Origin of the sequence: Pseudomonas mangiferae, assembly GCF_007109405.1 — a bacterium.
GTDB classification, from domain to species: Bacteria; Pseudomonadota; Gammaproteobacteria; order Pseudomonadales; family Pseudomonadaceae; genus Pseudomonas_T; species Pseudomonas_T mangiferae.
The window spans coordinates 48,755-72,809 of record NZ_VJOY01000014.1 but is presented as its reverse complement, the minus strand read 5'-3'; the positions used below and the strand labels follow the sequence as shown (position 1 = coordinate 72,809).

Below are 24,055 nucleotides of genomic sequence, written 5' to 3'. Positions count from 1 at the left end.
GCCTTGGCCGCCTGGCCCCCGTGAGTGCCGAATCGGATGAACCGCAACGACCTACGCCGTCTCGACCTGAACCTGTTGATCGTCTTCGAGACGCTGATGCACGAGCGCAGCGTGACCCGGGCCGCGGAGAAACTGTTCCTCGGCCAGCCGGCCATCAGCGCGGCCCTCGGTCGCCTGCGTGCGCTGTTCGACGACCCCCTGTTCGTGCGTACCGGGCGCAGCATGGAACCCACTGCCCGCGCCCAGGAAATCTTCACCCTGCTGTCGCCGGCGCTGGACGCCATCTCCACCGCGGTGAGCCGCGCCTCCGAATTCGACCCCGCCACCAGCGAGGCGGTGTTCCGCATCGGCCTGTCCGACGACGTGGAGTTCGCCCTGTTGCCGCCGCTGCTGCGCCGGCTACGTGCCGAGGCCCCGGGCGTGGTCCTGGTGGTGCGGCGCGCCAACTACCTGCTGATGCCCAACCTGCTGGCCTCCGGGGAGATTTCCGTGGGGGTGAGCTACACCGACGAGTTGCCGGCCAACGCCAAGCGCAAGACCCTGCGCCGCAGCCAGCCGAAGCTGCTGCGCGCCGACTCGGTGCCCGGCCCGCTGAGCCTGGACGACTACTGCGTGCGGCCCCACGCCATGGTGTCCTTTGCCGGCGACCTCAACGGTTTCATCGACGAGGAACTGGCGCAGCTCGGCCGCCACCGCAAGGTGGTGCTGGCGGTGCCCCAGTTCAATGGCCTGGGCACCCTGTTGGCCGGCACTGACCTGGTGGCCGTGGTGCCGGACTACACCGCCTCGGCCCTCACCGCCGCCGGCGGCCTGCGGGCCGAGGACCTGCCCTTCGAGACCCGCGCCTTCGAGCTGTCCATGGCCTGGCGCGGGGCCCAGGACAACGACCCCGCGGAACGCTGGCTGCGCTCGCGGATCCAGATGTTCGTCGGCGACCCGGACAGCCTGGCCTGAATTCTCCCGCCGTTTCAATCCGTTGCGACAGGCGCTAGCGTTTCGTTATCACTGTGGCTGATAGTCATTTTCGTGTCGTTCGATTCGTTCACCGCCCAGGCCCGCAGCAGACTCCGCCCTTATTCGAAAAACGCGATTGGCGGAGCACGGCATGGAACGGTCATTTCTTTTTTCCCGGCATTTTCCCCTAACCCTCGCGGCGGCCCTGGTGCTGACCGCCTGCGGAAAGGCGCCCGAGACCACCCAGGCGATGCCGCCGGCCAAGGTCAGCGTGGCCCAGGTGATCCAGCAGCCGGTCAACGAGTGGGATGAATTCACCGGCCGCCTGGAGGCCCCGGAATCGGTGGAGATCCGCCCCCGGGTCTCCGGGTTCATCGACCGGGTCGCCTTCACCGAGGGCGCCCTGGTGAAGAAAGGCGACCTGCTGTTCCAGATCGACCCGCGGCCCTTCGAGGCCGAGGTGAAGCGCCTGGATGCCCAGCTGCAGCAGGCCCGCGCCAACCTCAAACGCACCGAAAGCGAAGCCGGCCGGGGCGAGCGCCTGCGGCAGAGCAACGCCATTTCCGCCGAACTGGCGGACGCCCGGGTCAGCGCCGCCGCCGAGGCCCGCGCCGCCGTGGCGGCGACCCAGGCGCAACTGGACGTCGCCCGCCTCAACCTCTCCTTCACCCAGGTCAGCGCCCCCATCGACGGGCGCGTCAGCCGCGCCAATGTCACCGCGGGCAACCTGGTGAACGCCGGCGACAGCCTGCTCACCTCCCTGGTCTCCACCGACCGCGTCTACGCCTACTTCGATGCCGACGAGCGCGTCTTCCTCAAGTACGCCGACCAGGCCAAGCGCGGCGGGGCCGATACCCGTGGCGCGGCGCCGGTCTACCTGGGCCTGAGCAACGAGGACGGCATGCCGCACCTGGGCCGCCTGGACTTCCTCGACAACCAGGTCAACCCGCAGACCGGCACGATTCGCGGCCGCGCGGTGTTCGACAACCGCGACGGGCGCTTCACCCCCGGCCTCTACGCCCGCCTCAAGCTGGTGGAAGGCCAGAGCTACGATGCGGTGCTGATCAAGGACCAGGCGGTGGGAACCGACCTGGGCAAGAAATTCGTCCTGGTGCTGGGCGAGGACGGCAAGCTGGCCTACCGGGCCATCGAACTGGGGCCGAAGCTGGAAGGGCTGCGTATCGTCCGCAACGGCCTCACGCCGGGCGAGAAGATCGTGGTCAATGGCCTGCAGCGAGCGCGACCCGGCATGCCGGTGGAGGCTCAGGGCGTGGAGATGGCGGACGCCGACACCCTCGCCACCCTGCAGCGACAGCGCAACGCCGTCGGCGAGATGCGCGTCGCCCGGCGCAACGGGTCCAGCGACCCCGGTAGCTGACCCCGCCAGCACTCCCTCGCTCGTCCATCGGCGCGCCCGCCGCGCCGCTTCCGCCTTCCCCGTTTCCCGGAAACGTCGTCATGAATTTTTCCCAATTCTTCATCCGCCGGCCGATCTTCGCCGCGGTGCTGTCGCTGATCATCCTGATCGGCGGCGCCATCTCGCTGTTCCAGCTGCCCATCAGCGAATACCCGGAAGTGGTGCCGCCCACCGTGGTGGTGCGCGCCACTTTCCCCGGGGCCAACCCCAAGGTGATCGGCGAGACCGTCGCCGCGCCGCTGGAGCAGGCCATCAATGGCGTCGAGCACATGCTCTACATGTCCTCCCAGGCCACGGCCGACGGCAAGATGACCCTCACTGTGACTTTCGCCTTGGGCACCGACCTGGACACCGCCCAGGTGCAGGTGCAGAACCGCGTCACCCGCACCCTGCCCAAGCTGCCCGAGGAAGTGCAGCGCCTGGGGGTCACCGCCGACAAGGCCTCGCCCGACCTGACCATGGTGGTGCACCTGACCTCGCCGGATAACCGCTACGACATGCTCTACCTGTCCAACTACGCCATCCTCAACGTCAAGGACGAGTTGGCGCGGCTGGACGGCATCGGCGACGTGCAACTGTTCGGCATGGGCGATTATTCCCTGCGGGTCTGGCTCGACCCGGACAAGGTGGCCTCGCGCAACCTCACCGCCAGCGACGTGGTGGCGGCGATCCGTGAGCAGAACCGCCAGGTGGCCGCCGGCGCCCTGGGCGCCCCGCCCGCCCCCGGCGCCACCAGCTTCCAGCTGTCCATCAACACCCAGGGCCGGCTGGTGAACGAGGAGGAATTCGAGAACATCGTGGTGCGCGCCGGCGCCAACGGCGAGATCACCCGCCTGCGGGACATCGCCCGCATCGAGCTGGGTTCCAGCCAGTACGCCCTGCGCTCGCTGCTGGACAACGATCCGGCGGTGGCCATGCCAATCTTCCAGCGCCCGGGCTCCAACGCCATCGAGATCTCCAACCAGGTACGGGCGAAGATGGCCGAGCTCAAGCAGAGCTTCCCCGAGGGCATGGACTATTCCATTGTCTACGACCCGACCATCTTCGTCCGCGGCTCCATCGAGGCAGTGGTGCACACCCTGTTCGAGGCGATCCTGCTGGTGGTGCTGGTGGTGGTGCTATTCCTGCAGACCTGGCGCGCCTCGATCATCCCCCTGGTCGCGGTACCGGTGTCGCTGATCGGCACCTTCGCGGTGATGCACATGCTCGGCTTCTCGCTCAATGCGTTGTCGCTGTTCGGCCTGGTGCTGGCCATCGGCATCGTGGTGGACGACGCCATCGTGGTGGTGGAGAACGTGGAACGGAACATCGGCCTGGGCCTGAAACCGGTGGCCGCCACCCGCCAGGCCATGAAGGAAGTGACCGGCCCGATCATTGCCACCGCCCTGGTGCTCTGCGCGGTGTTCATCCCGACCGCCTTCATCTCCGGGCTGACCGGGCGCTTCTACCAGCAGTTCGCCCTGACCATCGCGATTTCCACGGTGATCTCGGCATTCAACTCCCTGACCCTCTCGCCGGCCCTGGCGGCCACCCTGCTCAAGAGCCACGATGCGCCCCGCGACGGCTTCTCGCGGGTGCTCGACCGGCTGTTCGGCGGCTGGTTGTTCCGCCCCTTCAACCGCTTCTTCGAGCGCGCCAGCCACGGCTACGTGGGTACCGTGCGGCGGGTGCTGCGGGGCAGTTCCATCGCCCTGGTGGTCTACGCCGGCCTGATGGCCCTGACCTGGATGGGCTTCTCCAGCACCCCCACCGGCTTCGTGCCGCCCCAGGACAAGCAGTACCTGGTGGCCTTCGCCCAGTTGCCCGACGCCGCCACCCTGGACCGCAGCGAAGCGGTGATCAAGGACATGTCCGCCCGCGCCCTGAACTACCCGGGTGTGCAGAGCACCGTGGCCTTCCCCGGGCTGTCCATCAACGGCTTCACCAACAGCCCCAACAGCGGCATCGTCTTCGTCACCCTCAAGCCGTTCGACGAGCGCAGTGACCCGTCGCTGTCCGCCGGCGCCATCGCCGCGGCGCTGAACCAGGAATTCGCCGGCATTCAGGACGCCTTCATCGCCATCTTCCCGCCCCCACCGGTGATGGGCCTGGGCACCATCGGGGGCTTCCGGGTGCAGGTGGAAGACCGCGGCAACCTGGGCTACGAGGAGCTCTACGCCCAGGTGCAGAACATCATCGCCAAGAGCCGCGAAGTGCCGGAGCTGGCCGGGCTGTTCTCCAGCTTCCAGGTGAACGTGCCGCAGATCGACGCCGACATCGACCGGGAGAAGGCCAAGACCCACGGAGTGGCCATCGACGACATCTTCTCCACCCTGCAGATCTACCTGGGCTCGCTGTACGCCAACGACTTCAACCGCTTCGGCCGTACCTACCAGGTGAACGTCCAGGCCGACCAGCGCTTCCGCCTCGACGCCGAGCAGATCGGCCGCCTCAAGGTGCGCAACAACCGGGGCGAGATGGTGCCGCTGTCCACCTTCGTCAAGGTCAGCGACAGCGCCGGCCCCGACCGGGTGATGCACTACAACGGCTTCATCACCGCGGAGATCAACGGCGCGGCGGCGCCTGGCTACAGCTCCGGCCAGGCCGAGGCGGCCATGGCCCGGCTGCTGCAGCAGGAGTTGCCCAACGGCATGAGCTACGAGTGGACCGAGCTGACCTACCAGCAGATCCTCGCCGGCAACACCGCGCTGTTCGTCTTCCCGCTCTGCGTGCTGCTGGCCTTCCTGGTGCTGGCCGCCCAGTACGAGAGCTGGAGCCTGCCCCTGGCGGTGATCCTGATCGTGCCCATGACCCTGCTCTCGGCCATCGCCGGGGTGATCATCGCCGGCAGCGACAACAACATCTTCACCCAGATCGGCCTGATCGTACTGGTGGGCCTGGCGTGCAAGAACGCGATCCTCATCGTCGAGTTCGCCAAGGACAAACAGCAGGAGGGCCTCGACCGCGTCGCCGCGGTGCTGGAAGCCTGCCGCCTGCGGTTGCGACCGATCCTGATGACCAGCTTCGCCTTCATCATGGGCGTGGTGCCCCTGGTGACCTCCAGCGGTGCCGGCGCGGAGATGCGTCACGCCATGGGCGTCGCGGTGTTCTCCGGGATGCTCGGGGTGACCTTCTTCGGCCTGCTGCTGACCCCGGTGTTCTACGTGCTGATCCGCGCCTTCGTCGAACGCCGCGAGGCGAAGCGCCGGCCCGCCGCCCAGGTGGAGGTGCACGCATGAGCCGCGTCGCCCTCTCCAGCCTGGGCCTGGCGATTCTCCTGGCTGGCTGCACCGTGGGCCCGGACTACCGGGCCCCGGCCACCCCCGACGCGCAGCTGGCGGCGGCCCAGGACGGCCACTACGACCGGACCCGCTACGAAAGCCAGTGGTGGCACCAGTTCGACGACCCGACCCTGGACCAGCTGGTGGACGGCGCGCTGCAGCAGAACCGCCAGTTACAGGTGGCCTTCGCCCGCCTGAAGGCCGCCCGGGCGATCCGCGACGACGACGCCAACGATCATCTGCCGACGGTCACCGCCCGCAGCGCGGTGGAAATCGGCAAGGCCCAGCAGCCGGGCTTCAGCGAGCGGCGCAGCAACGTCGAGCGCTATGACCTGGGGCTGGACATGGCCTGGGAGATCGACCTGTTCGGGCGCCTGCAACGGCGCCTGGAGTCCGCCGACGCCCAGACCGAGGCCGCCGAGGCTGACCTCTACCAGTTGCAGGTCAGCCTGATTGCCGAGCTGGTGGATGCCTACGGCGACCTGCGCGGCGCGCAGCTGCGCGAACGCATCGCCACGGACAACTTGGGCAACCAGCGCGACTCCCGCACGCTGACCGAGCGCCTGCGGGAAGCCGGCGTCGGCAACCAGCTGGACGTGTTGCGCGCCGATGCCCGCCTGGCCGCTACCGAGGCCAGCCTGCCGCAGCTGCGCAGCGAGCAGACCCATGCCCGCAACCGCATCGCCACCCTCCTCGGCCAGCGCCCCGAGGCGCTGACGGTGGACCTGTCGCCGCGCCCGCTGCCGGCCATCGCCAAGGCCCTGCCAGTGGGCGATCCCGGCGAACTGCTGCGGCGCCGGCCGGACGTGCGGGCGGCGGAGCGGCGCCTGGCGGCCGCCACCGCCGACGTGGGCGTGGCCACCGCCGACCTGTTCCCGCGGGTCAACCTGGGCGGGTTCCTCGGCTTCACCGCCGGCCGCGGTTCCCAGTTGGGTGCATCCGCCGCCCGCGCCTGGGGTGTGACGCCGACCCTGACCTGGGCCGCCTTCGACCTGGGCAGCGTGCGTGCCCGGCTGCGGGGCGCCGAGGCGGATGCCCAGGGCGCCCTGGCCGACTACGAGCAGCAGGTGCTGCTGGCCCTGGAAGAAAGCGGCAACGCCTTCAGCGACTACGGCCAGCACCAGCAGCGGCTGCTGGCCCTGGTGCGCCAGTCGGAGGCCAGCCGCGCCGCCGCCGACCAGGCTCGCCTGCGCTACCAGGAGGGCACCGTGGACTACCTGGTGTTGCTGGACGCCGAGCGCGAGCGCCTGGCGGCGGAAGACGCCCAGGCCCAGGCCGAAGTCCAGCTCTACCGGGGCATCGTGGCCATCTACAAGGCCCTGGGCGGCGGCTGGCAGCCCCGCGCCTGATCGTTCCTCCCCGGGCCGGCGCCCATGCCGGCCCTTCCTGTCCCCGCGGCTTCCCGCTCCTTGGCCGCGGGGCTTTTTTGCGTGTCGATCAATCTGCAGGGCTACTCCCATCACGCGGCCGTTCAAGCCTTCGACCGCAAAGCGAAGCCTGTTCAAAGCCGGACACACGCGACTCAATGGGGCGATCAGCAGAGCACTTGATTACAGCTTGAAACGCTGGGCAGCGCTGTCGCGCTACGTAGAGGACGGGGTCATGCCCATCGACAATAACCGGTCCGAGAACCAGATCCACCCCTAGGCGGTGGGTCGCAAAGAAACGGCTCTTCGCAGACTCGCCACGCGGTGACAAACGAGCAGCGGCGAGCATGAGTTTGACCCAGTCTGCACGGCTGAATGGTCACGATCCGCATGCTCACTTGAAAGACGTGCTCACGCGCCTGCCGACACAGCAGGCAAGTGAAATCGATCAGTTGCTGCCGTATAAGTGGCAACCGGTTTAGTTAAGCAAAATACGATGTTCCGTCAGGTGGGAACGTCCTGGCTCGGAACGTGTATTCGCTGGCCCCTTACCAACCCTGTATGAGGGTATGAACGTGATCGAGCCTTACGCCACGGCAAGCGCAAGGCCTGATCATTCAGGCCTGCTTGTTTCTGGCGATGCGTTTCTCGTACACCCGAAAGTCTGGATTCAAACTCGTAGAAGAGTCTTGATAGCCCGGCGCTCGTCCATAGCACGGTAGCCCTGGGCGACATCGGCAAGGGGAAGCTCCAGGTCGAACACTTTGCCAGGGTTGATCTTGCGCTCGATGATCAGCTCCAGCAGATGAGGCAGGAACCGTCGTACGGGCGCCGGCCCGCCGAGCATCCCGATCTGGGAGAAAAACAGCGATTGCCCTTCGAGCTGAATACCATGAGGTACACCGACATAGCCGATCATGCCGCCCGGGCGGGTAACCCGGATGGCCTGCTGCATCGATTCGCTCGTCCCAACGCATTCCAGAACGGAGTCGGCGCCAACGCCTTTCGTCAGCGTCTTGATACGGGTGATGCCAGCCTCGCCGCGTTCGGAAATGATATCGGTCGCACCGTACTCAAGCGCCAGGGCTTGCCGCGATTCGTGACGGCTCATGGCAATGATGCGCGCAGCCCCCATTTGTTTGGCTGCCAGTACTCCCATCAGGCCAACCGCGCCATCGCCAACGACCACGACGGTGGAGCCAGGCCTGACCTGGGCCGCCGCAGCGGCATACCAGCCAGTGCCCAGTACATCCGACGCTGCCAGCAGGCTGGGAATCAAGTCGTCCGTGGGGTGCTGCGGTAGCGCCACCAGGGAGCCATCGGCCAATGGCACGCGCGCGAAAGGGGCTTGCGCACCTGTCATGAACTCGCGCTGTTCGCAGGAAGACTGGAAACCGAATCGGCAGTGCGGACAGGTATTATCGGACAGGCAGAACGAGCCAACGACGAACTGGCCCGGCGTTACCGACGTGACCGCGCTGCCGACTTCCACCACGACACCACAATATTCATGCCCCATACGCAACGGCGTGCCGACCTCGTTGAGGCCCCGGTAAGGCCACAGGTCGGAGCCACAGATACAGGTAGCCGACAGTCGGATGATGGCGTCGGTAGGTTTCAGCAGCGCTGGTTCCGCAACGTCTTCGTAACGCACATCGCCAGGCCCGTGAAGAACCGCTGCAAACATGGTGATTGCTCCATCCAAGACAAGGTGAATGAATTCAGTGCGGCGCCAACTCGCCGAACCAGTGAGATGACGTAACGCCGCCATCCATGAGGATGTCGCTGCCGGTAATGAATCCGCCGTCGGCTCCCATGAGCAGAGCGGCGACGTTTCCTACTTCATCCGGAGTACCTGCTCGGCCGACCGGCGACAGGTCGATCATGCGCCGATAGCTCGCTCCACGTGGCCCGTTGAGTTCATCGTTTGCCAGTGGGGTCATGATGATGCCGGGGCTGATGGCATTCACCCGGGCACCGCGCTTGCCCCAGCGGACCGCCTCCGCCATGACGCGTACCGAATTGCCACACTTTGCAAGCTGATACGCGTGCAGGGAGTCCTTGATCTGGCCAGCCTGGAGAAAAGGAAGTGCAAGGAGGTGATCAGCGGGCGTGGTTGCCAGGGCATCGCGTTGTTCAACACTCAATGGAGGAAGTCGGTGACCCGACTGCGATGCGATCACCACACCCGTGCCCCCTTCCGCGATCGCGTCGCCGAACATTTCCAGAACCAGCGCGGTGCCATACAGATCCACCTTCAAGATCGTGTCCGGTGGCGCTTGCGACGGAGAAACACCTGCCGCGTGGATTATCCCCGTGATGGGGCCGAGATGACTGGCAGTCTGTACGAGCGCCTGAACCGCCTCACGCGAAGAGACATCCACCGTCGAGATGCTCACCTGGTAGCCGGCGCCGCCCAGGGCGAAGGCAGCGGCCTCGGCATTGCCGGGGTCTCTATCCGCCAACAGCACACGCTTGCCAATACCGACCCGCCGCGCGATGGCTTGACCGATTTGGCCAGCCCCTATCACCACGATGACGTTTTTCATGAGTACGCTTTCTACCTCGCTATCAGCGGTCCGTGGTGGCAAGCAGATGCGCGGGATAACGCTCGCCTTCGATATCGATGGCGGCGAGCGCATTGGCAATGGCAGCAAGGTCCGCGGTGCTCAGCTCCACCGCTACCGCAGCGATATTCTCTTCCAGACGGTGAAGCTTGGTAGTACCCGGGATCGGCACGATCCACGGCTTTTGCGCCAACAGCCAAGCGAGCGCGATCTGCGCCGGCGTAGCCGCTTTTTCCTGTGCGATGCGGAGCAGCAGGTCGATCAAGGCCTGGTTTTTCTCCATTGCCTCGGGCGTGAAGCGGGGAAGCAACTTACGGAAATCACCTTCGCCCAACGGGGTGTCCTTATTCATCGCCCCCGTCAGAAAACCCTTGCCGAGCGGGCTATACGGAACCAGCCCGATGCCCAGCTCCTCACAAGTGGCGAGGATGCCGTTGGTTTCCGGACCACGCGTCCACAACGAGTATTCGTTCTGGAGTGCCGAAATGGGCTGAACGGCGTGAGCACGGCGTGCGGTCTCGGCACTGGGTTCGGACAGACCGAAATACTTCACCTTGCCTTCCGCGATCAGTGCCTGAACGGTGCCCGCCACGTCTTCGATCGGCACCTCCGGATCGACGCGATGTTGGTAAAACAGGTCGATCACCTCGACACCAAGCCGCTTCAAGGAGGCGTCACACACATCGCGAATCTGCTCGGGACGGCTGTTCATGCCGGCCATCTTTCCGTCCACCAGGTTGAAGCCGAACTTCGTCGCGATAACGACCCGATCTCGCACTGGCTTGAGCGCCTCGCCGACCACTTCCTCATTGGTGAAGGGACCATAGACTTCCGCGGTATCGAAGAATGTGATGCCGCGTTCGACTGCCGCGCGGATCAAGGCAATGCTGTCAGCCTTGCTGAGCGAAGAGCTGTAGCTGAAATTCAACCCCATGCAGCCAAAACCGAGGGCAGACACCTCCAGACCACAGGTGCCGAGTTTTCGTAGGTTCATGGAAATGTCCTCTCTGGTGGATAGTGAAGCCGGCGGTGAAGACGGCGTCCTCCATCGATTGAAGTATTGAGGCATCCACCTTAATTTGGTGTATCAAACTCAACAATCGTGCTTCTGGTTTACGACCTATTGAGGGAATTTCACCAATGGCGCAGGCTGGGTTATCCGAGCTCACCGCATTCATTGCTATTGCCGAACACCGGAGTTTCCGTGCCGCGTCCCGTGTACTCGGCATGTCCCCGTCTGCATTGAGTCATGCCATGCGCAGCCTCGAAGCGAAGCTGTCCGTCCGCCTGTTCAACCGCACGACGCGCTCCGTGGCGCTCACGGCAGCGGGAGAGCAACTGCTGCACCGGGTGCGCCCCGCTATGGCTGATCTGGAACAGGCGCTGGACGAAGCCGCCTCGGCGCGCAACCGCCCATCGGGGACGATCAGGATCAGCACGTCGGACATGGGGGCGATTCCTCTGATGCGCCATGTGTTGCCGGACTTTCTAGAGCGCTACCCCGATATCCGGGTCGAGCTCATGGTGGACCCGCGCTTCGTCGATATCGTGGCAAATGGCCTGGACGCCGGCGTCCGCCTGCACGACGACGTTCCCAAAGATATGATCGCCGTCCGGTTTCAACCGAACATGGTTCTCGCCTTCGTTGCCTCGCCGGACTATCTACAGCGGTACGGCACTCCTCATGAGCCCCATGAGCTTGCGCACCATCGCTGCATCCGCCTTCGCTTCGAGAACGGCGCACTCCTGGAATGGGAATTGACTCGCCATGGAACCAGTGCACATGTCGAGATCGATGGTCCGTTGACGCTGGTGCGCGGCAACCCACTCCTGGCCATCGAAGCCGCGTTGGCCGGCCTCGGTATCGCGTGGGTTCCGCTGAACCATGTCAGCGAGCACGTCGAGAGAGGCCGGCTGGTGCAACTGCTGCCGGAGTGGAGCCCGGCGTTTGCCGGGCTGAGCCTTTATTACCCGGCCAATCGCCACCTGCCCGCCGCCTTGGCGCTGTTCGTGGAAGCGGTCCGAAATTGGTCCGTCGACACAATCGATACCGCCTAGGTGCGAGCCTCGGGTTGCCCGGACAAAGTCGGCCATGAAGCGATCGGGCGGTTTGCAGCCGTGAGCCACTCCATCGTTCGCAATCGCGCCGCCAGTGCCTCCATACAGGTCCTAACGGAGCCTTGCTTATGCCGGGAGCAGCCACCTAGTGCTCCGACTACCGGGTCGACCCGCCGAGCGGGCATGCCCGGTCATCCTTCGGGAAACGGTGGAAGACGTCCCAGGCGACAGACACTGCCCGCGCCCCGGATACCGCTAGACTATCGGCTGTCGCCCCGCCCCGGATCGGCCACTCCCGAGCGTCGGTTCTGCGGGCGACTCGATGGATTACCACGTCGCCCAGGCAGCGAACCGGAACCCGCCCGCAGGTCATTTGGCGGGCGGGCGGGCCCGTAATTGGTCGGAATGTCGCGTTTGTATCGAGAAAGGTGCGGATTTTAGTTCTGTCGTCCCCGCCGCTCGCGGATAATCGCCGCCCCGCTGCCGGGCCGCCTCGACGGGCAGATCACCGGCGTCGTTCATCGAGCACCCGCATCGTCGCCCCGCGTGCATGGCACCGCGAGGCGCGGCTCTTCATCGTTCAAAAGGAAAGGACATCGTCCATGTTCAAGACTTTCATCGCGGTCGCCTCCTGCGTCCTGGCACTGGCGTCGACCTCGCTGTCGGCGGCCGACGCGACCGCTCCCATCGTGATCAAGTTTTCCCACGTCGTCGCCGACGACACGCCCAAGGGCCAGGGTGCGCTGCTGTTCAAGAAACTGGTGGAGCAGCGCCTCGGTGGCCAGGTGCAGGTGGAAGTCCACCCCAACTCCAGCCTGTTCGGCGACGCCGACGAGCTGGAGGCGCTGCGCAAGAACGAGGTGCAGTTGCTGGCGCCGTCCCTGGCCAAGTTCGAGCAGTACACCAAGCAGCTGCAGGTGTTCGACCTGCCGTTCCTGTTCGATGACCTGGACGCCGTCAATCGCTTCCAGAAGCGGGCCAAGGGCCGCCAGCTGCTGCGCAGCATGGAAAGCAACGATATCGTCGGCCTGGCCTACTGGCACAACGGCATGCGCCAGTTCTCCGGTCCCCGCGCCCTGCGCACGCCGAAGGACGCCGCCGGCCTGGCGTTCCGCATCCAGCCGTCCGACGTGATCGAGGCGCAATTCGCCCGAATTGGCGCCACTTCGGCGAAGATTCCCTTCGCCGAGACCTTGGCCGCCTTGCAGAGTGGCAAGGTCCAGGCCAGCGAGAACACCTGGTCGAACCTCTACAGCCAGAAGCTCTACACCGTGCAGCCGGTGATCACCGAGTCTAACCACGGGGCCCTGGACTACATGCTGGTGAGCAACCCGCGCTTCTGGTACAGCATCCCCCACGCCACCCGCACCCAGCTGGAAGCCATCATCGACGAGGTGACCTTCGCGGTGAACCACGCGGCCGAGGAGCAGAACCGCGCCGACCGCGAGCGGATCGTCGCCACCGGCAAGACCCAGGTGGTCAGCCTCAGCGCCGAGGAACGCCAGGCCTGGCGCGAGGCCATGCGCCCGGTGTGGAAGCAGTTCGAGCCGAACATCGGCGAGGACATCCTCAAGGCCGCGGAAATCGTCAACCGCAAGAAGTGAGTCGCCCCGGCGCACTCGCCACGCAATGAAAAAAGGGCCGCTGAGCGGCCCTTTTTCATCATTGGCGTTCGTCGGGCGCCTGGCGCAGCACCGGGCGCTCCAGCTCTTCCGGGCGCCAGCCCCCACCCAGGGCGGCGATCAGCTTGACGCTGGCGGTGAGGCGATTGCCGTCCAGGGTCAGCAAGGTACGCTCGCTGTTGAGGGTGTTGGTCTGCAACGACACCACGCTGTTGTAGTCCACGGTGCCGGCCTTGTACTGGTTCTCGATCAGCCGCAAGGACTCCCGGGCAGCGTCCAGGGCTTCCTGCTGGACCTGGCGCTCGCGCTCGAACACCGACAGCTGCACCAGGTAGTCCTCCACCTCGCGGAACCCGTCCAGCACGGCCTGCCGGTAGGTGGCCACGGTCTGGTCGTAGCTGGCCTCGGCCTGCTCCACCCGGGAGCGGATCAGGCCGCCGTCGAACAGGGTCATGGCGAAGGCCGGGCCGATGGACCAGAAGCGGTTCGGCGCACTGATCCAGTCGTTGAAGCTGCCGCTGCGGTAGCCGCCGCTGGCCGAGAGGGTCAGGTCCGGGTAGTAGGCTGCCTCCGCCACGCCGATGCTGGCGTTGGCGCCCATCACCCGCCGCTCGGCCGCGGCGATGTCCGGTCGCCGCTCCAGCAGCACGCTGGGCACGCCGGCGGGCACCCCGGGCGGCTCCGGCACCCGCTCCTCGGCGGCCAGCTGGAAGCTGGACGGCGCCACCCCCATGAGCACGGCGATGGCGTGCTCCAGTTGGGCGCGCTGGTAGTCCAGGTCAATGGACTGCGCCTCGGTGCTTTTCAGTTGGGTGCGCGCCTGGGCCACGTCGGACTTGGGCACGATGCCCGCACGGTATTGGTTCTCGGTCAGGCGCAAGGCCTTGCCGTAGGCGTCCATGGTGGAGACCAGCAGGCGTTTCTGGGCGTCCAGCACCCGCAGTTGCAGGTAATCCTGCACCAGTTCCGATTGCAGGCTCAGGCGGGTGGCGGCCAGGTCGGCGGCGCTCGCCTGCATGCCGGCGCGGTCGGACTCCAGTTGCCGGCGCAGCTTGCCCCACAGGTCCAGCTCCCAGCTCACCGAAAGGTTCGCGTCGTAGCTCTTGGAGACGCTGGAGCCGCCGCCCGCGTAGAGCCCGTCGTTACCGAGACTGCCGCCGCTGCCACCGCTGCCGTTCTGCCCGGAGCGGGTCACCCCGGCATTGGCGCCCAGCGTGGGGAAGAATGCCGCACGGGCGCCGCCCACCAGGGCCCGGGCCTGGCGGTACTGGGCCTCGGCGGCGGCCAGGTTCTGGTTGTTGGCGTTCAGCCGGGCCACCAGGTCGTCCAGCACCGGGTCGCCGTACAGCCGCCACCAGTCGCCCCGGGACAGCACGTCGGCCGGGTCGGCGGTCTTCCAGCCCTCGGCCGCCTTGAACACCACCGCCGGCGCGCTGGTGGGCCGCTGGTAGTCAGGCCCCACGGTGCAGGCGGACAGCGCCACCGCCGCGGCCAGCAACAACGGCCGCCAGGCGCGGGACGCCCCGGCGGTGCGGTGGAAAGGGGCGAAGCGGCGGTCCGCAGCGGGTTTCGACACGGTGTCTCCAGGCACGGGAGTGAACGGGCTCATAGCGGGGCTTCCAGGGCGGCGTCGGTGCGCACGCCCCGCCAGCGGTTGACGCGATGGCGCAGGCGATCCAGGTACAGGTAGACCACCGGCGTGGTGTAGAGGGTCAGCATCTGGCTGAGGATCAGCCCGCCGACGATGCTCAGGCCCAGAGGCTGGCGCATCTCCGCACCCTCGGCGCCGCCCACCAGCAGCGGCAGCGCACCGAGGATCGCCGCCAGGGTGGTCATCAGGATCGGCCGGAAGCGTAGCAGGCAGGCCTGGCGAATCGATTCCTCCGGCGATAGTCCATCGTGGCGCTCCAGTTGCAGCGCCAGGTCGATCATCAGGATCGCGTTCTTCTTGACGATGCCGATCAGCAGGAACAGCCCCAGCAGCGAGATCAGGCTGAACTGCTGGCCGGTGAGGAGGATCGCCAGCAGCGCGCCGACCCCGGCCGACGGTAGCGTCGAAAGGATGGTCAGGGGGTGGATGTAGCTCTCGTAGAGGATGCCGAGGACGATGTAGACCATCACCAGGGCCGCCAGGATCATCCACGGCTGGCTCTTCTGGGTGGACTGGAACATGTCGCCGCTGCCCCCCATGCGCCCCTGCACCTCGGTGGGCATGCCGATGCCGGCCACCGCCCGGTCGATGGCGCGGGTCGCCTGGTCGAGGCTGACCCCGGGGGCCAGGTCGAAGGAAATGCTTTCCGAGGCGAACAGCCCGTCGTGGCTGACCCGGTCCTCCTGCAGGCTGCGCTCGTAGTGGGAGAAGGCCGAGAGGGGCACGCGCTTGCCGTCGCCGGTGATCACCTGCACCTGGTCCAGCACCTCCGGGTTCTGGGCGAAGGCCGGGTCCACCTCCATCACCACCTGGTACTGGTTGAGGCTCTCGTAGATGGTAGAGATCTGCCGCTGGCTGAAGGCGTTGTTCAGCAGGGTGGTCACCGTGCTCATCTCCACCCCCAGGCGGCGGGCGGCGTCGCGGTCGATCTTCAGGCTGACCTGCTGGGCGCCGCCGCCTTCGTTGGCGTCGATGGCGGTGAGTTCCGGCAGGGTCTTGAGGGCCTGGGTCAGCTTGGGCAGCCAGGTGCGCAGGTCGGCCAGGTCGCCGGCCAGCAGGGTGTATTCGTACTGCGAGCTGCGCTGCTCGCGCCCGCCGAACATCAGGTCCTGGTCGGCCATCAGGAACAGCTGGCCGCCGGGCACCTGGGGCATGTTGGCGCGGATACGCTCCAGCACCTGCTGGGCCGAGGCCTGGCGCTCGGCCATGTTCTTCAGGCGGACGATCATGAAGGCGTTGTTGATGCCGCCGTTGCCGCCGATGAAGCCCGCCACGCTGGCCACCGCCGGGTCGGCCAGCACCGCGCGGCGGAACACTTCCATCTTCGGCTGCATCACCTGGAACGACAGGCCGTCGTCGCCGCGGATGAAACCCATCAGTTGCCCGGTGTCCTGGGCCGGCAGGAAGGTCTTTGGCACCAGGATGTACAGCGCGACGTTCAGCACGATGGTGGCGATCAGGCTGGCCAGGGTGATGCGCGGGTGGCGCAGCGCCCAGCCCAGGCCGCGGTCGTAGACCGCCACCAGCCGCCCGTGGATACGGTGGCTCCAGCGTTGCAGGCGGTTCTCCCGCGGCCCGTGGGGCTTCAGCCAGCGGGCGCAGAGCATCGGTGTGAGGGTCAGGGAGATCAGCAGCGACACCAGGATCGCCGCCGCCAGGGTGATGGCGAACTCGCGGAACAGCTGGCTGACGATACCGCCCATGAACAGGATCGAAACGAACACCACCACCAGCGAGAGGTTCATGGACAGCAGGGTGAAGCCCACCTCGCGGGTGCCCTTGTAGGCGGCGCGCAGGGGCGTCTCGCCGTCGTCGATGTGGCGGGCGATGTTCTCCAGCACCACGATGGCGTCGTCCACCACCAGGCCGGCGGCGAGGATCAGCGCCATCAGCGAGAGCACGTTGAGGGAGAAGCCGAAGAGGTACATCACGGCGAAGCTGCCCACCAGGGAGATGGGTACCGCCAGGGCCGGGATCATCGAACTGCGCAGGCTGCCGAGGAACAGGAACACCAGCACGATCACCAGCCCCACGGCGATCAGCAGGGTCCGCTCGGCCTCGTGGAGGGTGGCGCGGATCACCGGCGAGCGGTCCATGGCCACGTCCAGCTCGGCGCTGCCCGGCAGCACCGCGCGCAGCGACGGCAGCTGGGCGCGGATACCCTGGGTGGTCTCGATGATGTTGGCGCCGGCCTGGCGGTTGACCACCAGCAGCACCGCCGCCTCATCGTTGAAGAAGCCGCTGTTGTAGCGGTCCTCGACGCTGTCGCGGACCTTGGCCACGTCCTGCAGGCGCACCGCCGCGCCGTCCTGGTAACGGATGATCAGCGGCTCGTAGTCGGCAGCCTTGCGCAACTGGTCGTTGGCCTGCACCTGCCACTGCCGCTGGGCATCCTCGACGAAGCCCTTGGGCCGGCGCTGGTTGCTTTGGGAAATCGTCGTGCGCACCTCGTCCAGGGTGATGCCGTACTGCTCCAGCTGCTTGGGCCGCAGCTCGACCCGCACCGCCGGCAGCGAGCTGCCGCCGATCTGCACCTCGCCGACGCCACTCACCTGGGACAGCTTCTGCGCCACGATGGTGGAAGCCAGGTCGTACAGCTGGCTCTTGTCCAGCACCGAGGAGGTCAGGGACAGCACCATGATCGGCGCCTGGGACGGGTTGACCTTCTTGTAGGTGGGCATGCTGCGCATGCCGCTGGGCAGCAGGTTGCGCGAGGCGTTGATGGCCGCCTGCACGTCCCGGGCGGCGCCGTTGATCTCCCGGTCCAGGTCGAACTGCACGATGATCCGCGTCGAGCCCTGGCTGGTGCGGCTGGTCATCTGGCTGATCCCGGCGATGCTGCCCAGGGCCCGCTCCAGGGGCGTGGCGACGGTGGCAGCCATCACTTCGGGGCTGGCGCCGGGCAGGCTGGCCTGGATGGTGATGGTGGGGAAATCCATCTCCGGCAGCGGCGCCACCGGCATCAGCCGGAAGCTCATGGTGCCCAGCAGGAGGATCGCCAGGCTCATCAGCAGGGTGGCCACCGGACGCGCGATGAACGGCGCGGACAGGTTCACCGCCGGCGCTCCGGGAGGGATACGGGGCGCCGGGTCATGCCGGCACGTCCAGCGGCCGGTGACGGCGCCAGCGGGTGGCCAGGCGGTCGAAGGCCAGGTAGATCACCGGGGTGGTGAACAGCGTCAGCAGCTGGCTGACCAGCAGCCCGCCCACCATCACCAGGCCCAGGGGCTGGCGCAGTTCGGCGCCGGAGCCGCTGGCGAACATCAGCGGCACGGCGCCGAACAGCGCCGCCAGGGTGGTCATCAGGATCGGCCGGAAGCGCAGCAGCGCGGCGCGGTAGATCGCGTCCCGCGGGCTCATGCCCTGGCCCCGCTCCGCCTCCAGGGCGAAGTCGATCATCATGATCGCGTTCTTCTTGACGATGCCGATCAGCAGGATGATGCCGATGATGGCGATCAGCCCCAGGTCGTTGCCCGACAGCAACAGCGCCAGCAACGCCCCCACCGCCGCCGAGGGCAGCGTGGAGAGGATGGTCACCGGGTGCACGTAGCTCTCGTAGAGCACCCCCAGCACGATGTACATGGTGACCACCGCCGCCAGCACCAGCCAGAGGGTGCTGGCCAGGGAAGCGCGGAACGCCTCGGCGGCGCCCTGGAAGCGGGTCTGGACGCCTTCGGGCAGGCCGATGTCGCGCTGTGCCTGCTCGATGATCTCCACCGCCTGGCCGAGGGACACGCCGGGGCTGAGGTTGAACGACAGGGTCACCGCCGGGAACTGGCCGACGTGGTTGATCAGCAGCTGCGCCGGACGCTCCTCGATGCGGGCCAGGCTCGACAGGCGCACCTGCTTGCCGTCGCCGCCGGGTACGTAGAGCTGCTCCAGGGCCTGGGGCCCGAGGCGGCTGCCGGCCTGGGCCTCCAGCACCACCCGGTACTGGCTGGCCTGGGTGAAGATGGTGGAGATCTGCCGCTGGCCGAAGGCGTCGTACAGCGCGTCGGTGAGGGCAGACACGCTGACCCCCAGGCGCGAAGCGGCATCCCGGTCGATCTCCAGGAAGGTCTGCAGGCCCTGGCTCTGCAGGTCGCTGTTGACGTCGGTGAGCTCGGGGTGCTGGCGCAGCGCCTCCACCAGCTTCGGCGTCCAGCTGTCCAGCAGCGCCGAGTCCGGCGACTCCATGGTGAACTGGTACTGGGTGCGGCTGATCCGGTCCTCGATGGTCAGGTCCTGCACCGGCTGCAGGTACAGGCGGATGCCCGGCAGCCGCGCCAGTTCGGGTCGCAGCCGCTCGATCACCTCGGCGGCGCTGGCGTCGCGCTCGCCGTGGGGCTTGAGGTTGATCAGCAGGCGTCCGCTGTTGAGGGTGACGTTGTCGCCGTCCACGCCGATGTAGGAGGTCAGGCTGGCCACTGCCGGGTCGGCGAGGATCACCGAGGCGAGGCTCTGCTGGCGCTCGCTCATGGCGGCGAAGGACACCGACTGCGGCGCCTCGGAGATGCCCTGGATGGTGCCGGTGTCCTGCACCGGGAAGAAGCCCTTGGGCACCACCAGGTAGAGCAACACCGTGAGGCCTAGGGTGGCCAGCGCCACCAGCAGGGTGAACGGCTGGTGCCGCAGCACCCACTCCAGCCAGCGGCCATAGCCCTCCACCAGCCGCTCCAGCCACAGCGGCTGGTGCTCCCGGGCGGTCTCCGGGCGCAGCAGGCGTGCGCACATCATCGGCGTGAGGGTCAGGGACACCACCAGGGAAATCAGGATCGCCACCGCCAGGGTGATGGCGAACTCGCGGAACAGCCGGCCCACCACGTCCTGCATGAACAGCAGCGGGATCAGCACGGCGATCAGGGAGAAGGTCAGGGAGATCAGGGTGAAGCCGATCTGCCGGGCGCCCTTGAGGGCCGCCTGCAGGGGCGTATCGCCCTCCTCCAGGTGGCGGGCGATGTTCTCCAGCATGACGATGGCATCGTCCACCACGAAGCCGGTGGCGATGGTCAGGGCCATCAGGGTCAGGTTGTTCAGGGAGAAGCCGGCCAGGTACATCACGCCGAAGGTGCCGATCAGCGACAGCGGTACGGCGATGGACGGGATCAGGGTGGCGGAGAGCTTGCGCAGGAAGATGAAGGTGACCATCACTACCAGCGCCACCGCGAGGAACAGCTCGTGCTGCACGTCGGTGACCGCCGCGCGGATGGTCTGGGTACGGTCGGTGAGCACCGTCACCTCCAGCCCCGCCGGCAGGCTGGCGCGCAGCTGCGGCAGCAACGCCTGGACCCGCTCCACCACCTCGATGACGTTGGCGCCGGGCTGGCGCTGGACGTTCAGCAGGACCGCCCCGGCGCGATCGGCCCAGGCCGCCAGGCGCTCGTTCTCGGCGCCCGCGACGATGTGGGCGACGTCCTTCAGGCGCAGGGCCGAGCCGTTGCGGTAGGCGAGGATCAGCTCGGCGTATTCCGCCGGGGTCTTCAACTGGTCATTGGCGTCCAGCATCGACACCCGGGTCGGGCCGTCGAAGTTGCCCTTGGGCTGGTTGACGTTGGCCGCGGTGATCAGGGAGCGCACGTCGGCCAGGGACAGGCCGTACGCCGCCAGGGCCTCCGGGTCGGCCTGGATGCGCACCGCCGGGCGCTGGCCGCCGGCGATGCTGACCATGCCCACCCCGGAAATCTGCGAGAGCTTCTGGGCCATGCGGGTGTCGGTGAGGTCGTGCAACTCCGGCAGCGGCAGCGTCGAGGAGGTCACCGCCAGGGTCAGCACCGGAGTATCGGCCGGGTTGACCTTGTTGTACACCGGCGGCGCCGGCAGGTCGTTGGGCAGCAGGTTGGTGGCGGCGTTGATGGCCGCCTGCACTTCCTGCTCGGCCACGTCCAGCTTGATCTCCAGGCTGAAGCGCAGGGTGATCACCGAAGCGCCGCCGGAACTGGACGAGGACATCTGCTGCAGCCCGGGCATCTGCCCGAACTGGCGCTCCAGGGGCGCCGTCACCGCGCTGGTCATGACGTCCGGGCTGGCCCCCGGGTAGAGGGTCATGACCCGGATGGTCGGGTAGTCCACCTGGGGCAGCGCCGCCACCGGCAGCAGCCGGTAGGCGATCAGGCCGGCCAGGAGGATCGCCACCATGGTCAGGGTGGTGGCGACCGGACGCAGGATGAAGACGCGGGAAATGTCCATCAGCCGCCGAGCCCGCCACGGCGGCGCGGCACATGCTGCTGGGTCTCGTCCACCGGGGCCGCCGCCGGTGGCGCGGAGACGCCCTCCACCACTTCCACCTCGGCGCCTTCGCGCAGCCGGTCGGTGCCTTCCATCACTACCCGCTCGCCGGCCTGCAAGCCACTGCGCACCACGGTGTTCTCGCCGTCGCTGGGGCCGGTCTCCAGGGTACGCAACTGCACCTTGTTATCCGCCCCGACCACGTAGACGAAGGTGCCTCGGGCGCCCACCTGCACCGCCGCCGAAGGGATGCGGATGGCGTCGGCCAGCACGTCGGCGCGCAGGTGGATGTTGACGAACTGGTTGGGGAACAGTGCCTCGTCCTGGTTCTCGAAGCGCGCCTTGAACTTCAGGGTGCCGGTGCTGGTGTCGATCTGGTTGTCCAGGCTCTGCAGCACGCCGCTGGCCACTTGCTTGCGATCGCCGCGGTCCCAGGCCTCCACCACCAGGCTGTCGCCGCTGCGGACCCGCTCCAGCACGGCCGGCAGGTCGCCCTCGGGCAGGGTGAAGGCCACGGAGATGGGCTGGGTCTGGGTGATCACCACCAGGGCGGTGCTGTCATTGGCTGCCACCAGGTTGCCCTGGTCCAGCTGGCGCAGGCCGAGGCGCCCAGCGATGGGCGCGCGGATCTGGCTGTACTGCAGGTTCAGCCGGGCATCGGCGACCGACGCCTGGTTGGCCTTGAGGGTGCCCTGGTACTGGCGCAGCAGCGCTTCCTGGGTGTCCAGAGTCTGCTTGGCGATGCTGTCCTCGGCGTACAGGCCCTTGTAGCGGGCCAGGTCGATCTCGGCGTTCTTCAACTGCGCCTGGTTCTGCGCCAGGGTGCCCTCGGCCTGCTGCAGGGCCACCTCATAGGGACGCGGGTCGATTACCGCCAGCAGGTCGCCGGCCTTGACCCGCTGGCCTTCCTCGAAGAGCACCTTGACCAGTTCCCCCGCCACCCGGCTGCGCACGTTGACGGTGTTGAGCGCGGTGACCGTGCCCAGCGCCTTGTAGTAGACCGGGAAGTCTCCCTGGGTGGCGGGCGCAACCCGCACCGGCACCGCGCCGCCGAAATTGCCGAAGCCGGCGCGCCCGCTCGGCCCCGCGGTCTTTTCCTTGGGATGCGGCCAGAACCACCAGGCCAGGGCCACGGCCAGTACCAGCAGAACGACGATCAGCAACCAGCGGCGGGAAAGACGGGAGGAACGCGGACTGGAATCGGACATTGAGAGGGGCATCGCTTCGGGGGGAGCGTGAACGATAAGGATTCCGTTGCGTCAAGCAAAGCCTGACCGGTTGCCTTTACCTACCTTTTACTGACGCCAAGCCTATGACATGGCAGGTAAAAGCCCGGCGGGCGCCGGTTACGCCGAATCGTTGCGAAGTATGTGGGACGACCCGGCGGCGCATCGCGCACCGCCGGGTGGGGCGAAACCGCGGCCGGCTTACTTCAACGCCGCAGCCGCCGCCTCGTAGTTGGGTTCCTCGGCGATCTCCGGGACCAGCTCGCTGTGCAGCACCTTGTCCTGCTCGTCCAGCACCACCACCGCGCGGGCGGCGACGCCGGCCAGCGGGCCGCTGGCCAGGGCCACGCCGTAGTCCTTGAGGAACTGGCTGCCGCGCATGGTGGACAGGTTGACCACGTTCTGCAGCCCTTCGGCACCGCAGAAGCGCGCCTGGGCGAACGGCAGGTCAGCGGAAATGCACAGCACCACGGTGTTGTCGAGCTGGCTGGTGCGGTCGTTGAAGGTGCGCACCGAGGTGGCGCAGGTGGGTGTATCGACGCTGGGGAAGATGTTCAGGACCTTGCGCTTGCCGGCGAACGTGGTCAGCGACACGTCGCTCAGATCGGCCCCCACCAGGGTGAAGGCCGGCGCCTGCTGGCCGGGTTGCGGCAGCTGTCCGTCGACCTGTACCGGGTTGCCTTTCAGAGTCACTTGAGCCATGGATTTCGTCCTTACGGTTGGCGGGTTGAGGGGCCGATTTAAGCACGCCCCGGTGCAAATTGCCCGTTGCCCGGCGGCGGCCGCCCCGGGTCCGCGGGAAAGCGCTCCGCCAGCCAGTCGACGAACACCCGCACCCGCCGCGACAGCTGGCGGTGCCGCGGGTACAGGACGGTCAGCGCCAGGGGCGCTGGCCGGCAGTCCTCCAGCACTTCGCACAGGGTGCCGGCCGCCAGCTGCGCGGCCACATGGTAACGCGGCACCTGGATCAGCCCCAGCCCCGCCTCACAGGCAGCCACGTAGGCGTCTGCGCTGCTCACCGCCACCCGGCTGGGCAGCCGCAGGCAACGCTCGGCGCCGTGCTCCACGAACGCCAGATCGAAACGGCGACCGCTCAGGGCGGACAGGAAATCCACCGCCACGTGCCCCTCCAGTTGCTCGAGCGTCTCGGGGCGGCCATGGCGACGCAGGTAGTCGGCGCTGGCGCAGGTGAGCTGCACCAGGCTGCCCAGGGGCCGCGCCACCAGGCTCTGGTCATGGACGTCGCCGGCCCGCAGCACGCAGTCCACGCCTTCGCGGATCAGGTCCACCGGGCGATCGCTGGCGCCGATCTCCAGCTGGATGCGCGGGTAGCGGGCGCAGAACGCCGGCAGCGCGGGGATCACCAGCAAGCGCCCCAGGGAGGCCGGCAGGTCCACCCGCAGCACGCCCTGGGGGTTGCCCCGGGCGGTGGAAAAGCATGACTCGGCCTCCTCCAGGTCGGCCAGCAGGCGCAGGCAGCGCTCGTAGTAGGCCTGGCCATCCAGGGTGGCCGCCACCTGCCGCGTGGTGCGCTGCAGGAGCTGCACGCCCAGGTGCCCCTCCAGTTGCTTGATCAGCGCGGTGACCGAAGCACGGGACAGCCCGAGGCTGTCCGCCGCCTTGCCGAAGGCGCCCAATTCGACGATGCGCACGAAGACCTGCATGGCCAGCAGACGGTCCATGGCGACGCGCTCCCAGTGGATTATTCGGATTATCCGAATGGTAAATG

Annotated in this window: 15 protein-coding genes and 1 pseudogene; 7 read left to right on the top strand and 9 right to left on the bottom strand. The window is 67.3% G+C overall.

Going from position 1 to position 24,055, the window contains the following annotated elements:
- Nucleotides 1-36: 36 nt before the first annotated feature.
- The 5 genes and pseudogenes from FM069_RS17380 to FM069_RS17360 all read left to right on the top strand — a co-directional run.
- Nucleotides 37-954, top strand: coding sequence for a LysR family transcriptional regulator (locus FM069_RS17380; protein WP_143489642.1), 918 nt, complete (start codon nucleotides 37-39; stop codon nucleotides 952-954).
- Between the two features lie 151 nt (nucleotides 955-1,105).
- The gene (mexE, locus tag FM069_RS17375; protein ID WP_143489641.1) at nucleotides 1,106-2,332 is read left to right on the top strand and encodes a multidrug efflux RND transporter periplasmic adaptor subunit MexE; all 1,227 of its coding nucleotides are present in this window, start codon (nucleotides 1,106-1,108) and stop codon (nucleotides 2,330-2,332) included.
- Between the two features lie 80 nt (nucleotides 2,333-2,412).
- Nucleotides 2,413-5,589 (top strand): efflux RND transporter permease subunit, encoded by a 3,177-nt coding sequence (locus FM069_RS17370; protein WP_143489640.1) that lies wholly within the window; start codon nucleotides 2,413-2,415, stop codon nucleotides 5,587-5,589.
- Complete coding sequence (locus FM069_RS17365; RefSeq protein ID WP_143489639.1) at nucleotides 5,586-6,980, top strand: efflux transporter outer membrane subunit; 1,395 nt, start codon at nucleotides 5,586-5,588, stop codon at nucleotides 6,978-6,980. Before FM069_RS17370 ends, FM069_RS17365 begins: the two co-directional genes overlap by 4 nt.
- A 181-nt stretch (nucleotides 6,981-7,161) precedes the next feature.
- Nucleotides 7,162-7,480 (top strand): annotated as a pseudogene (locus tag FM069_RS17360) (IS66 family transposase); the annotation flags it as partial.
- Nucleotides 7,481-7,668: 188 nt separating this feature from the next.
- Here FM069_RS17360 and FM069_RS17355 read toward each other — a convergent pair.
- Genes FM069_RS17355 through FM069_RS17345 form a run of 3 tightly spaced genes read right to left on the bottom strand, consistent with a single transcriptional unit; the run spans nucleotide 7,669 to nucleotide 10,559 of the window.
- Nucleotides 7,669-8,685: a zinc-dependent alcohol dehydrogenase family protein gene (locus FM069_RS17355; RefSeq protein WP_143489638.1), complete on the bottom strand. Its 1,017-nt coding sequence runs from the start codon at nucleotides 8,683-8,685 to the stop codon at nucleotides 7,669-7,671.
- A gap of 34 nt (nucleotides 8,686-8,719) precedes the next feature.
- Nucleotides 8,720-9,547 (bottom strand): SDR family oxidoreductase, encoded by an 828-nt coding sequence (locus tag FM069_RS17350; RefSeq protein ID WP_143489637.1) that lies wholly within the window; start codon nucleotides 9,545-9,547, stop codon nucleotides 8,720-8,722.
- A 22-nt stretch (nucleotides 9,548-9,569) separates the two neighbouring features.
- Nucleotides 9,570-10,559, bottom strand: coding sequence for an aldo/keto reductase (locus tag FM069_RS17345; protein ID WP_143489636.1), 990 nt, complete (start codon nucleotides 10,557-10,559; stop codon nucleotides 9,570-9,572).
- A 146-nt stretch (nucleotides 10,560-10,705) separates the two neighbouring features.
- Here FM069_RS17345 and FM069_RS17340 point away from each other — a divergent pair, with 146 nt between their 5' ends.
- Both FM069_RS17340 and FM069_RS17335 read left to right on the top strand, forming a co-directional pair.
- Nucleotides 10,706-11,623: a LysR family transcriptional regulator gene (locus tag FM069_RS17340; protein ID WP_143489635.1), complete on the top strand. Its 918-nt coding sequence runs from the start codon at nucleotides 10,706-10,708 to the stop codon at nucleotides 11,621-11,623.
- Nucleotides 11,624-12,225: 602 nt separating this feature from the next.
- Nucleotides 12,226-13,227 (top strand): TRAP transporter substrate-binding protein, encoded by a 1,002-nt coding sequence (locus FM069_RS17335; RefSeq protein WP_143489634.1) that lies wholly within the window; start codon nucleotides 12,226-12,228, stop codon nucleotides 13,225-13,227.
- 58 nt (nucleotides 13,228-13,285) lie between these two features.
- Here the strand turns inward: FM069_RS17335 and FM069_RS17330 are convergent, their stop codons facing one another.
- The 6 genes from FM069_RS17330 to FM069_RS17305 form a co-directional block, all read right to left on the bottom strand.
- Nucleotides 13,286-14,854 (bottom strand): efflux transporter outer membrane subunit, encoded by a 1,569-nt coding sequence (locus FM069_RS17330; protein WP_143489633.1) that lies wholly within the window; start codon nucleotides 14,852-14,854, stop codon nucleotides 13,286-13,288.
- The gene (locus FM069_RS17325; RefSeq protein ID WP_143489632.1) at nucleotides 14,851-17,952 is read right to left on the bottom strand and encodes a multidrug efflux RND transporter permease subunit; all 3,102 of its coding nucleotides are present in this window, start codon (nucleotides 17,950-17,952) and stop codon (nucleotides 14,851-14,853) included. Before FM069_RS17325 ends, FM069_RS17330 begins: the two co-directional genes overlap by 4 nt.
- Nucleotides 17,953-17,986: 34 nt before the next feature.
- Nucleotides 17,987-21,061, bottom strand: coding sequence for an MdtB/MuxB family multidrug efflux RND transporter permease subunit (locus FM069_RS17320; protein WP_143489631.1), 3,075 nt, complete (start codon nucleotides 21,059-21,061; stop codon nucleotides 17,987-17,989).
- A complete protein-coding gene (locus FM069_RS17315) occupies nucleotides 21,061-22,308 on the bottom strand; it encodes an MdtA/MuxA family multidrug efflux RND transporter periplasmic adaptor subunit (RefSeq protein ID WP_143489630.1) in 1,248 nt (415 codons plus the stop codon). The genes FM069_RS17320 and FM069_RS17315 overlap by 1 nt, the downstream gene beginning before the upstream one ends.
- 219 nt (nucleotides 22,309-22,527) lie before the next feature.
- Nucleotides 22,528-23,028 (bottom strand): thiol peroxidase, encoded by a 501-nt coding sequence (gene tpx, locus FM069_RS17310; protein WP_143489629.1) that lies wholly within the window; start codon nucleotides 23,026-23,028, stop codon nucleotides 22,528-22,530.
- Between the two features lie 38 nt (nucleotides 23,029-23,066).
- Nucleotides 23,067-24,008, bottom strand: a complete 942-nt coding sequence (locus tag FM069_RS17305; protein WP_143489628.1) for a LysR family transcriptional regulator — start codon at nucleotides 24,006-24,008, stop codon at nucleotides 23,067-23,069.
- Nucleotides 24,009-24,055 lie beyond the last annotated feature (47 nt).